The organism is Pseudomonas sp. B21-048 (assembly GCF_024748615.1).
In the GTDB taxonomy this organism is placed as follows: domain Bacteria; phylum Pseudomonadota; class Gammaproteobacteria; order Pseudomonadales; family Pseudomonadaceae; genus Aquipseudomonas.
Genome location: NZ_CP087168.1, coordinates 2037056 through 2048356 on the forward strand (window position 1 = coordinate 2037056; position 11301 = coordinate 2048356).

Consider the following 11301-nt stretch of genomic DNA (forward strand, 5'->3'; position numbering starts at 1 on the left):
CAAAGCGCTTCCCCGGCCTGCAACCCCGACATCAATCTTCTTAAATACCCCACTCACTGGAGCCGGGCGGCTATCGCCTGTTACCATTCGCCTCTTGTTTGATCTTCGCTTTTATTCTTTTCGAGACATGCCATGACCACCGTCCGCACTCGCATCGCGCCATCGCCTACCGGGGACCCCCACGTAGGTACCGCTTACATCGCTTTGTTCAACTACTGCTTTGCCAAGCAGCATGGCGGTGAGTTCATCCTGCGGATCGAAGACACCGACCAACTGCGTTCGACCCGCGAGTCCGAGCAGCAGATTTACGACGCCCTGCGCTGGTTGGGTATCGACTGGAGCGAAGGCCCGGACGTCGGCGGCCCGCACGGTCCTTACCGTCAGAGCGAGCGCGGCGACATCTATCAGAAGTACTGCCAGCAATTGGTCGACATGGGGCATGCCTTCCCGTGCTTCTGCACGGCCGAAGAATTGGACCAGATGCGCGCCGAGCAAATGGCGCGTGGCGAAACCCCGCGTTACGACGGCCGTGCGCTGTTGCTCTCTGCGGATGAAGTCGCGCGCCGCCTGGCCGCCGGCGAGCCACACGTCATCCGCATGAAAGTGCCGACCGAAGGCGTGTGCGTAGTGCCTGACATGCTGCGTGGCGACGTCGAGATCCCGTGGGATCGCATGGACATGCAAGTGCTGATGAAGACTGACGGCCTGCCGACGTACTTCCTGGCCAACGTGGTCGATGACCACTTGATGGGCATTACCCACGTTCTGCGTGGTGAAGAGTGGTTGCCTTCGGCGCCGAAACTGATCCTCTTGTACGAATACTTTGGCTGGGAACAACCGCAGCTGTGCTACATGCCGCTGCTGCGTAACCCGGACAAGAGCAAGCTGTCCAAGCGCAAGAACCCGACCTCGGTGACCTTCTACGAGCGCATGGGCTTCATGCCGGAAGCAATGCTCAACTACCTGGGCCGCATGGGTTGGTCGATGCCGGACGAGCGCGAGAAGTTCTCGCTGCAGGAAATGGTCGACAACTTCGACCTGAAGCGCGTTTCCCTCGGCGGGCCGATTTTCGACATCGAGAAGCTGTCGTGGCTCAACGGCCAGTGGCTGCGTGACCTGCCAGTGGAAGAGTTCGCCGCTCGTTTGCAAAAGTGGGCACTGAACCCTGAGTACATGATGAAGATCGCACCGCACGTGCAGGGCCGGGTTGAAACCTTCAGCCAGGTCGCACCGCTGGCCGGCTTCTTCTTCGCCGGTGGCGTGAACCCGGACGCCAAGCTGTTCGAATCCAAGAAGCTCTCGGGCGATCAGGTTCGTCAGTTGATGCAGTTGATTCTGTGGAAGCTGGAAAGCCTGCGTCAGTGGGAGAAGGACAGCATCACTGCAACCATCCAGGCGGTGGTCGAATCACTGGAATTGAAGCTGCGTGATGCCATGCCGCTGATGTTCGCCGCGATCACGGGGCAGGCCAGCTCGGTATCGGTGCTCGACGCGATGGAAATCCTCGGGCCGGACCTGACCCGTTTCCGTCTGCGCCAGGCTATCGACCTGCTGGGCGGCGTGTCGAAGAAGGAAAACAAGGAGTGGGAAAAATTGTTGGGCAATATCGCCTAAACGGCGTTTGACTCTGTTGGAGCTGCCGAAGGCTGTGATCTTTTGATCCTGATCTTCGGCGCTTCTCCCGAATTTGCGGGGGGAGGGCGGTAAGTGATTGTTATGGCGACAAAAAATTTTGAAAATTGTTAAAAATAAGTTTGACAGCCTTCCGATGCGCCATTAAGATTCGCCCCGTCCTCAGCGATGAGGGGCTATAGCTCAGCTGGGAGAGCGCTTGCATGGCATGCAAGAGGTCGACGGTTCGATCCCGTCTAGCTCCACCAATTTACACTTCAAGGTCTGGCCACACCGGCCTTGAAGCGATCAACACTCAGCGTTGATCAGTTGTATAGAAGGGTTTGCGTCCCCTTCGTCTAGTGGCCTAGGACACCGCCCTTTCACGGCGGTAACAGGGGTTCGAGTCCCCTAGGGGACGCCAGTTTTACAGAAGCGATATTGCAAGATGTCGCTCCGCCGCGAGGCGAAAAATCCGGGGCTATAGCTCAGCTGGGAGAGCGCTTGCATGGCATGCAAGAGGTCGACGGTTCGATCCCGTCTAGCTCCACCAATTTTACAGTTCAAGGTCTGGCCACACCGGCCTTGAATCGATCAGCTCTCAGCACTGATCAGTTGTATAGAAGGTTTTGCGTCCCCTTCGTCTAGTGGCCTAGGACACCGCCCTTTCACGGCGGTAACAGGGGTTCGAGTCCCCTAGGGGACGCCACGATTACCCGCTCTGCGGGATTTTATAAGGGTCATTCAATTATTGAATGGCCCTTTTGTTTGTCTGGCATTTGGCCAACTCTCCTTTTTCCTCAAACTGTTCTTCAGACCAGCGGTCGCATTCACGACTTGCGAAAAATTATTATGAGAATAATATTCTATTCGTAATATTCGGAGGCAACGATGAACGATAAAAAAGCTCAAACCCGCGAACGCATCCTCAAGGCTGCCAGTGCAGCGCTGATCCAGCGCGGCCCGGCTGAGCCGAGCGTGGGCGAAGTGATGGGCGCGGCCGGCCTGACGGTCGGCGGCTTCTACGCACACTTCGAAAGCAAGGATGCATTGATGTTGGAAGCGTTCAAGCAGCTGCTCAGCCATCGTCGTGACTTGATCGACGGTATGGACGCCACGTTGACCGGTGAGGAGCGTCGCGCGTTGGTCGCAGCGTTCTACCTGTCGCGCAAACACCGTGATTCCACCGAGCAGGCGTGCCCGATTCCGGCATCGGTCGGCGAGCTGGGCCGTCTGCCCGACGAATTTCGTGTGGCGTTGAATGAACATGTTGAGTTGATGGTCGCGCAGTTGGCGGCCAGCCCGGAAGAGGCCGACAAAGCCTTGGCTGATATGGCCTTGATGGTCGGTGGTTTGGCTCTGGCGCGGGCGCTGGGGCCAGGAGAGTTGTCCGATCGATTGCTGCGCGCCGCCAAGTCGGCGGTGCTATGACCTAAAGGCGTCAGCCTGAGGAGATGGGCGATGAACACGTTGAGCTGGGTTCGTGGCGTTAATGGCACCTTGGGCTGGTTCGCGCCGAAGTTGGTGGCGAGCAAGATGCGCCTGGCATTCATGACCCCGCGGGAATTACCGCCGCGTGATTGGGAATTGCCGCTGCTGGCGAAATCTGAACGAATCACATTGCGCTTCGGCCTCTCCGCGCTGCGCTGGGGCCAGGGTCCGGCGGTGTTGTTGATGCACGGCTGGGAAGGCCGGCCAACGCAGTTTGCCGCGCTGATCACGGCGCTGGTCGATGCCGGTTACACCGTGGTTGCCCTGGACGGCCCGGCTCACGGTCGTTCGCCTGGTCGCGAGGCTAATGTGGTGCTGTTCGCTCGGGCCATGCTCGAAGCGGCCGCTGAATTGCCGCCGCTGCAAGCGGTGATCGGTCACTCCATGGGCGGCGCCAGTGCCATGCTCGCGGTTCAGTTGGGCTTGCGCACCGAAACCCTGGTCTCGATCGCCGCCCCGGCGCGAATTCTCGGGGTACTGCGTGGGTTCGCACGCTATGTGCGCCTGCCGCCCAAAGCGCGTTCGGTGTTTATTCGCCAGGTCGAGAAAGACGTCGGCATGCGCGCTGCTGCGCTGGATGTTGCGCGCTATCAGCTCGACATGCCGGGGCTGATCGTTCATGCCGAGGACGACAACTTTGTTCCGGTCAAGGAATCCCAATTGATCCACGAAGCCTGGTTCGACAGCCGCCTGTTGCGCCTGGAAGAGGGCGGGCATCAGCGGGTGCTCGCCGATCCGCGGGTGATCGACGGCGTTCTTTCGTTGCTGGCCGGTCGCAGTCTGCAATCGCGCCAATCGGCCTGAGCATCCGTTACACTGCCTCGGTCGAAATAATCTGACCGGGAGTGGGGCATGGGCTGGGATCGGGCAACGCCGTTTATCATTGATCTGGAAGTGGGTGCCGAGGACATCGACGGGCTGGGCCACGCGAACAACGCGGTGTACGTGACCTGGCTCGAGCGCTGCGCCTGGCGCCACTCGCAACGGCTTGGGCTGGATCTGGTCGAGTACCGACGGCTGGACCGGGCAATGGCGGTGGTGCGGCACGAGATCGATTACCTGGCGGCGGCCTATGAGGGCGACGAACTGCAACTGGCGACCTGGATCGTCGATTGGGATCAACGCCTGAAAATGACCCGACACTTCCAGTTGAAGCGTCCCAGCGACAACACAACGTTGCTGCGGGCGCAAACCACTTTCGTGTGCATCGAACTGTCGACCGGCAAGCCCAAGCGCATGCCGGCGGAATTTATCGAGGGCTACGGCCCGGCATTGCAAGTCGCGGGCTAGTTGACGCCTTCGTCCGGTCTGACGAAATACCTTCTGCGCGCCGAAACCAGTAAACTGCCGCACGTTTTTCGTTGAGTGTGTTTTTCATGCAAATTGCTTTGGCGCCCATGGAGGGGTTGGTCGACAACATCCTGCGGGACGTGCTGACCCGTGTGGGCGGTATTGATTGGTGCGTGACCGAATTCATTCGGATCAACGATCAGCTGCTCACGCCTGCCTATTACCACAAGTTCGGCCCGGAACTGCTGACTGACGCCCGAACCGCGTCCGGTGTGCCGCTGCGGGTGCAACTGCTCGGCTCCGATCCTGTGTGCCTGGCGGAAAACGCTGCACTGGCCTGCGAGTTGGGTTCCGAGGTCATCGACCTGAACTTTGGCTGCCCGGCCAAGACCGTCAACAAATCCCGTGGCGGCGCGGTGCTGCTCAAAGAGCCTGAACTGCTCAACCAAATCGTCGAACACGTCCGTCGTGCCGTACCCGCGCATATCCCGGTGACCGCCAAGATGCGCCTCGGTTTTGACAGTCCGGACGGTGCGCTGGTTTGTGCCACGGCCCTGGCTGAAGGCGGCGCGGCGCACATCGTGGTTCACGCGCGGACCAAGACCGATGGCTACAAGCCGCCAGCCCACTGGGAATGGATCCCTCGGGTGCAGGACGTGGTCAAAGTGCCGGTGTTTGCCAACGGCGATATCTGGAGCGTTGAAGACTGGCGTCGTTGCCGCGAGATCAGCGGCGTCGAAGACATCATGCTCGGTCGTGGACTGGTATCGCGCCCGGATCTGGCCCGGCAAATCGCTGCCGCCCGCGCCGGTGAAGACGTAATCGAGATGACCTGGGCCGAGCTGCTGCCGCTGATTCAGGACTTCTGGCTGCAAGCCAAAGCGCAGATGACACCGCGTCAATCGCCGGGCCGCTTGAAGCAATGGCTGGCGATGTTGACCCGCAATTATCCCGAAGCGGTAGAGCTGTTCACCGTCCTGCGTCGTGAGACCGAACTGGATAATGTCTCGCGTTTACTGGGCCTGCAGGTGTCTGAAGCGGCCTGAATCTACTAAAAAAAATGAAAAAAATCTGAAAAAAATCTCTTGAAAAGCAATCAGCGGTCCTTATTTAAGGATTACGCGATGCCGAAATCGGGTCGCGGAGACAAAAAACTTGCTGATTATGTTCAGGAGATTTGAATCATGAGTACTGCATTTTCCCTGGCCCCACTGTTCCGTTCCTCGGTAGGTTTCGACCGCTTCAACGACCTGTTCGAAACTGCCCTGCGCAATGAGCCAGGCAGCACCTATCCACCCTACAACGTTGAAAAATACGGTGACGACCAATACCGCATTGTCGTAGCGGCCGCCGGTTTCCAGGAAGAAGACTTGGACCTGCAAGTGGAGAAAGGTGTGCTGACCATCAGTGGCGGCAAGCGTGACGCGGACGAAAGCGTCACTTACTTGTACCAAGGCATCGCTCAGCGCGCCTTCAAACTGTCGTTCCGTCTGGCAGACCATATTGAAATCAAGGCCGCCGAGCTGCGCAACGGTTTGTTGAGTATCGATCTGTTGCGTGTGATTCCGGAAGAAGCGAAAGCCAAACGCATCCCGATCAACGGGACGGAAAAACCGGCTCTGCAGCACTGAGTCATTCGAAGAAATACATTCGTTTGAACAGGCTGTAACCCGCTGAATGAAGGCCCCGACTTGTCGGGGCCTTTTTGTTTCCAGGCAAAAAACAGCCATACAAGCTTTGCCGCTTTGCGACGGTTTCTCTACAATCCGCGCCAGTTTTGCCGACCCCCATCCTGCCAGGTCTGCCCGGAGCTTTTTTTCATGGAAGAGATACAACAGCGTTGGCTGTGCGGTCTATCTGCGCCGATGGTGGCCCTCAATCCTCGCGCCCGTTACGACGAGCCTGCTTTCTACTCCGATCCGCAATTCATCGACCTGCAATGCAGCTGGGGCATCAGCGACCGGCCGCAGTTATTAAGCATGCTTGAAGGGATGGCGGACGACGGTCATGCCTCTCATCTCGATGGGGCGTATCGGTCGTGGCAGCGTTGCTTGCCGAGCGAATGGCAGGCACTGCTTGAAACGCTGTCACCCCGCGAGCGCGACTTGCACGAGTTCGCCGGGCGTACCTTCGGTGGATGCGGGCCGGGTGGTATCAGGGCTTGGGATCTCGGGCGCATGGGGTTTCTCTTGCGCTGTGGCTTGCGCAATGAGTGGATCGATTTAACTGAAAGTCTTTGGCTACATGGCCGACTCGCCGTAAGAGCGCAATACCATTACGGCAGTTGGTTCTCCTATTTCAATGGTTTCCTGGCCGGTCATGCGTTCTGGAGCTGTCTGGGCAACAGTGACGAACAGATGGCTCACGAGCTTGATCGGCAAGGGGAGTTTTCGCGTAGCGCTTTCATTGCGCGTGGTCTTGCGCGCGACACCTCTTCTTTCCTGGCTGATTTGCCTTGGCACACGGACCTTGATGCGCTGCCACGCCCGGCGTCCCTTGAGGAGTTCGACTGGTCATGAGTTGCTGGATACGCCTGGGTATAGAACCCACCAAAGACCAGACACTTATTCGAAATGCCTACCGCGCGCGTCTGCCGGAGCATCATCCGGAGAGTGATCCTGAGGGCTTTCAGGCACTGCGTGAGGCCTATGAAAGTGCCAACCGTTTCGCTCGTCATGAAGAGGTCGAAATCGAAGATGAAGGCGCTGCTGCCTCCGAGATTCCGCAGACCTTGGTGGATTTTTACGCATTGCTCGAAGATCCGGCCCGGCGCTTCAATCCAGAGGCCTGGCGAGCGTTCGTTAAAGCGTTGGATCAGCTGCCTCTGGACGCTCTAGATGACCTCGGTTGGGGGTTGTTCCATGCATTGGCCAATGCCGGGTCGCTGTCTTACTGCTGCGCGAATCTGCTGGCGCAACGGATGGGTTGGGAACACCAGTTGCTGGATCTGGGGTTCGAGCAGGCGAATAAAGTCGAACAGTTCCTGCAACGCATCAAGACGCCAGACCCGTTCGATACGACACTGATGAGCGGCTGGTCCGAGCCTGCGCAGATGGAAACCCTGTGGTATGCCCGAAGCCTCGACTACCTCTTCGAGCATCGTCCGCTCCATGAATTCGAAGACTTTGCCAGCCATCACACCTGTTTGCCACTGCCGGCGGACGAAGCATTCATCAAGCGTTTGCTGGTGCGGTTCACCCAGGCGGGTATCGGTGGTGCAGGTCTGCAGCAACTGTGTGTCGAACAACAGAGCCAAGCGCCAGACGATGTCGATTGGCTTTACTTGTTGGCTTGTCAAAACAGTTTGTTGGGGCTTGAGGATCAGGCGCTACCCTGCTGGATCCGGCTCTGGCTGGAGTATCGTCACCCGAAGGCTGAAAGTTACTTGCTGGAGCTTTGCGCCAAACGTCAGCCAGACTTTCTCGCGCTGCTGATTCAGGCATTTGACCGTCTGGAAAATTTCCGTGACTGGTCCCATGACCTCGACGATGTCACTCAAGAATATGGCAGCCCTTCACAGCGTCCCGAAACGCTGGCTCGCTGGCTTGGGGTCGGGCAACTCAATCTGCAAGGATTGGCAGCCTCATTTGTCGATTGGCGAATGACGGGGGATGAACTGCCTCTGCTGGCATTGCTGCTAGGGGAGCATGCGGATTCCCGCTTGCAGCGTCTGTACCGGCATGCTTGGGCCTTGCATCGTGGGGATGTGTGGTTGTTGCAACAAATACTGGACGAGCCGCATCCGTTCGATGCCCTTGAGGGGTTGGTGTTGAGCGGGTTCAAGTATCAGGCAGAGCAGCAACTCTGTTGGTTGAATCAGGCGCCGATTCCGTTGGCAATGAAGGCCTTTCTCAACAGCCGTTCAGTTGAGCCGCAACTCGCCGAGGAACTGACAAAAGGCGAACCGCACAAGATTTGTCGCCTGTGGTTGAGCAGGCTGCGGGCTTACGACCCGTCTGCCCTGGTGCGGATCGATCAGGCATTTGACTTGGTGGACGCAGAAGCGGACGTGAACTTGCGGAGCTTGAGTCTGCTGGTCCAATTGGGACAGCGAGGCGCAGTCCTGCCGGTCATTGTGCAAGGCGAGGCGGCGTGGCAATGGCACGCTCAATCGGTATTCCTGCTGGCATTGCTCGAACAGCCTGAGCGTTGGTTGACGTTGATCGATACGCAATGCCTGGAGCGGCTGGAGCTCAACCCGGCTCATCCCCTGAGTCGGCTCCAGCCGTTGTTGCGGCGTTTGCAGCGTGAGCAAGGCAACTGCACCGGTTTGCTGGGATGGCTGCAAGGTACCGATCCGGTCCATGGCTTGCTCGTGCAGCAGCTGTTCAATGTGCAACAGGCCCTGGACAGCACAGCGCTGCCCGGTAATGCGCAGCTCTATACCTGCATTGAAAGTGATCCTGATGCGTGTGGCGAGGATTTGCTGGGGCTGATGCTGCTCTGGGGTGTGCTGTATCACGATCCGAGCCTTGACGCCGAGCAGCATCGCGCACTGTTGCAATCCATTGCCGCTATCAGTTGTGAAGATGACTGGTTCGAAGCGTTCCGTAATGGTTTGATCAAGGGGGATCCTGTTTGGCCGCCTCGCAAAGTGCTGACGGATTTCGACGTCGACAAGCTGCTGGTCTATGAAGTCCTCGATACGCTGAGAAGCCTGATTCGTTATGGCGCGGCAGGCGTGCCGAGGACCAAGGTGCTGCAACAGTTGCAGCGCGGAAAGGATGAAACCGCGAACAGTGTGGGCCTGCGTCTGGCATTGACTGCCTTGCTGTCCTGGAGCGAGCGCCTGCTCCTGGCCAAAAGCGACACTCGCCCGGTGCCGTCTGCTGCGGTCTGGCGCTTGGGCACGCGATTGGGACGCAAGGCGTTTATCGGGCAGGTGCTGGGATGTGTGGTGATCACCCCGATCGTGGCGCTACTCAGCGGCACTGCCGTCTCGGGGGTTGTCATGCTGCTGCTGGGCATCGGGTTGTTGCTCAGTGCGACTCTGCGTCGGCTGCATGACATTGGCCGCGGGATTCCCACACTGCTGATTATTGCCTGTCTGACGCCGGTTTTGCCGTTCCTGCCTCTGGTGTTGTTCGGCTTTTCCGGCGACAAGCTGCCTAACCGCTATGGTGTGCCGCCGGACAGCGTCGGAGAGGACTCGCTGCCCGGTGGCTTGCAGACGACCCTGCGGCGGCTTAACGGCTAAAGGCGCAGTTGATCCAGCGCTTTATTGAGTTGAGACCGATGGCTGGCAATCTCCACCGATTGCTGGCCACCGAGCACGGCGGTAAAGGCATCCAGCCAACCGGCAATTTGTTCGCGCTCATCGCCCAGGCTTTGCGTCCACGCACGCTCCAGCCGTGCCAGCAGGGTGCGGTTGGGCAGCGCGTCTCGTGGATGGATTTTCAGGGCGCTGAGCCGTTCATGGCTGTTTTGCCGTGATTGCGGGTCGAGCCCGGTGGGGCTGCGATCAATGCTGTGGCTGTGGCGTTCGCCGCTGGCCAGCAGGGTCACGTCAACTTCAAGCAAGCCGTTGATGTCGTAGCTGAAGCGCACATCCAGGGCTTGTATCTGGTCGCCGGGTGTCACCGCGACGTCGAAGGCATCGATGAAAATATTGTCCCGCACCCACGGCCGTTCACCCTGATAGACCGCGATACGGATTTGGTCTTGCTGCGGATGGGTGGTGTAAAAGCGTTGCACCCGAGAGGTAGGGATCACGGTGTTGCGTTCGATGATCGGCGAGAAGGCGCCGCTGACGTCTTCACCGCGATGGGTCGAGATGCCCAGAGTGTACGGGCAGACGTCGGTCAGGATCAGCTCCTCGATTGCGCTATCGCGGGCCTTGCACGCCGCCTGGGTGGCGGCGCCCAGTGCGACAATCGTGTCCGGGTCGAGATGGCGATAGGGCAGGCGCCCGAACAGTGTGGCGACCATCTGCTGCACGGCTGGCATCCGCGTAGCACCGCCGACCAGCACCAGACTGTCGAGGTCCCGGGGCTTGAGCCGTGCATCGCGCAGGGCTTGTTCGATGGGAGCGCGCAACCGGGCCAGCAGCGGTTCCCAGATTTTCAGCGCGGCGGCCTCATCCAGCGACCACTCGCGCAAGACGTCGGCGCCATTCCAGTTCAGATGCTGGGTGCCTTCACTGAGTTTGCATTTGAGTTGCTCCAGAGCATCCCCCAGGCTGGCCAACCCCTGGCCGTCGATCAGCTGTGGGGTGAGTTGCCAGTCTTTCAGGCAGGCCTGCAACAATGCTGCGGTGAAGTCTTCACCGCCTAGGAAGTTGTCGCCGGTGGAAGCGTGCACTTCAATCAGCGGCAGTGCGTATTCCAGGACCGTGACATCGAAGGTGCCGCCGCCCAAGTCGAAAATCAGCGTGCGCTCGAACTTCTGCTCGTGCAGCCCGTACGCCATGGCGGCGGCGGTCGGCTCGTTGATCAGCCGCGACACCGTCAAGCCCGCCAGCTCGGCGGCAAACAGCGTGCGTTTGCGTTGCTCGTCACTGAAGTAGGCCGGCACCGAAATCACCGCCTCATGCACCGGATGGCCCAACCAGGCTTCGGCATCCTGTTTGAGTGAACCGATTACCAGTGCTGACAGTTCTTCCGGGCTAAATTGCTGCCCGCCCAGTTCGAACTGTTTGTCGCTGCCCATAAAACGCTTGAACGCCGCCACTGTGCGTTCTGGATGGGTGGTCAGACGGGCGCGAGCCGCATTGCCAACCAGAATGCTGTCGTCTTCATCGAGGCTGATCACTGAAGGGGTGAGGAAATCGCCTAGGGCGTTGGGAATCAACTGTGCGCGACCTTCCTGCCAAACGGCGATCAGGCTATTGGTGGTCCCAAGGTCGATACCCAGCAAGGCCGGGCGGGGGAGGGTTGCATCCTGCATGGTTGATCTCTTTGAGGCGGTGCA

Annotated in this window: 9 protein-coding genes and 4 tRNA genes; 12 read left to right on the forward strand and 1 reads right to left on the reverse strand. The window is 59.0% G+C overall.

What is annotated here, in order from left to right; all coding sequences use genetic code 11:
* The first annotated feature begins 132 nt into the window (after window positions 1–132).
* The 12 genes from gltX (at window position 133) to LOY56_RS09455 (ending at window position 9589) form a co-directional block, all read left to right on the forward strand.
* The gene (gene gltX, locus LOY56_RS09400; protein WP_258621234.1) at window positions 133–1614 is read left to right on the forward strand and encodes a glutamate--tRNA ligase; all 1482 of its coding nucleotides are present in this window, start codon (window positions 133–135) and stop codon (window positions 1612–1614) included.
* 190 nt (window positions 1615–1804) lie between these two features.
* Window positions 1805–1880: transfer RNA gene (locus LOY56_RS09405), tRNA-Ala, on the forward strand.
* Between the two features lie 79 nt (window positions 1881–1959).
* Window positions 1960–2035 (forward strand) — tRNA-Glu (locus LOY56_RS09410).
* Window positions 2036–2088: 53 nt separating this feature from the next.
* Window positions 2089–2164: transfer RNA gene (locus tag LOY56_RS09415), tRNA-Ala, on the forward strand.
* Window positions 2165–2244: 80 nt separating this feature from the next.
* A tRNA-Glu gene (locus LOY56_RS09420) sits at window positions 2245–2320 on the forward strand.
* 182 nt (window positions 2321–2502) lie between these two features.
* The gene (locus LOY56_RS09425; protein ID WP_258621236.1) at window positions 2503–3042 is read left to right on the forward strand and encodes a TetR/AcrR family transcriptional regulator; all 540 of its coding nucleotides are present in this window, start codon (window positions 2503–2505) and stop codon (window positions 3040–3042) included.
* Window positions 3043–3072: 30 nt separating this feature from the next.
* Window positions 3073–3906, forward strand: a complete 834-nt coding sequence (locus tag LOY56_RS09430) for an alpha/beta fold hydrolase (RefSeq protein WP_258621238.1) — start codon at window positions 3073–3075, stop codon at window positions 3904–3906.
* Window positions 3907–3954: 48 nt separating this feature from the next.
* On the forward strand, window positions 3955–4392 hold the full coding sequence (locus LOY56_RS09435; RefSeq protein WP_258621240.1) for a thioesterase family protein: 438 nt from the start codon (window positions 3955–3957) through the stop codon (window positions 4390–4392).
* A gap of 86 nt (window positions 4393–4478) precedes the next feature.
* Window positions 4479–5438 carry a tRNA-dihydrouridine synthase gene (locus LOY56_RS09440; RefSeq protein WP_258621241.1) on the forward strand — a complete coding sequence of 320 codons (960 nt, stop codon included), beginning with the start codon at window positions 4479–4481 and terminating at the stop codon, window positions 5436–5438.
* 138 nt (window positions 5439–5576) lie between these two features.
* Window positions 5577–6023 (forward strand): Hsp20 family protein, encoded by a 447-nt coding sequence (locus LOY56_RS09445; RefSeq protein WP_008075938.1) that lies wholly within the window; start codon window positions 5577–5579, stop codon window positions 6021–6023.
* Between the two features lie 189 nt (window positions 6024–6212).
* Complete coding sequence (locus LOY56_RS09450) at window positions 6213–6911, forward strand: DUF1266 domain-containing protein (protein ID WP_258621243.1); 699 nt, start codon at window positions 6213–6215, stop codon at window positions 6909–6911.
* Window positions 6908–9589 carry a DUF805 domain-containing protein gene (locus LOY56_RS09455; RefSeq protein ID WP_258621245.1) on the forward strand — a complete coding sequence of 894 codons (2682 nt, stop codon included), beginning with the start codon at window positions 6908–6910 and terminating at the stop codon, window positions 9587–9589. The genes LOY56_RS09450 and LOY56_RS09455 overlap by 4 nt, the downstream gene beginning before the upstream one ends.
* Here LOY56_RS09455 and LOY56_RS09460 read toward each other — a convergent pair.
* Window positions 9586–11277 (reverse strand): molecular chaperone HscC, encoded by a 1692-nt coding sequence (locus LOY56_RS09460; protein ID WP_258621247.1) that lies wholly within the window; start codon window positions 11275–11277, stop codon window positions 9586–9588. The two genes, LOY56_RS09455 and LOY56_RS09460, sit on opposite strands and share 4 nt — an antisense overlap.
* Between the last annotated feature and the right edge of the window lie 24 nt (window positions 11278–11301).

Coding starts and splice junctions, on each gene's coding strand:
- gltX (WP_258621234.1), top strand. CDS start 133: ATGACCACCGTCCGCACTCGCATCGCGCCATCGCCTACCGGGGACCCC.
- LOY56_RS09425 (WP_258621236.1), top strand. CDS start 2,503: ATGAACGATAAAAAAGCTCAAACCCGCGAACGCATCCTCAAGGCTGCC.
- LOY56_RS09430 (WP_258621238.1), top strand. CDS start 3,073: ATGAACACGTTGAGCTGGGTTCGTGGCGTTAATGGCACCTTGGGCTGG.
- LOY56_RS09435 (WP_258621240.1), top strand. CDS start 3,955: ATGGGCTGGGATCGGGCAACGCCGTTTATCATTGATCTGGAAGTGGGT.
- LOY56_RS09440 (WP_258621241.1), top strand. CDS start 4,479: ATGCAAATTGCTTTGGCGCCCATGGAGGGGTTGGTCGACAACATCCTG.
- LOY56_RS09445 (WP_008075938.1), top strand. CDS start 5,577: ATGAGTACTGCATTTTCCCTGGCCCCACTGTTCCGTTCCTCGGTAGGT.
- LOY56_RS09450 (WP_258621243.1), top strand. CDS start 6,213: ATGGAAGAGATACAACAGCGTTGGCTGTGCGGTCTATCTGCGCCGATG.
- LOY56_RS09455 (WP_258621245.1), top strand. CDS start 6,908: ATGAGTTGCTGGATACGCCTGGGTATAGAACCCACCAAAGACCAGACA.
- LOY56_RS09460 (WP_258621247.1), bottom strand. CDS start 11,277: ATGCAGGATGCAACCCTCCCCCGCCCGGCCTTGCTGGGTATCGACCTT.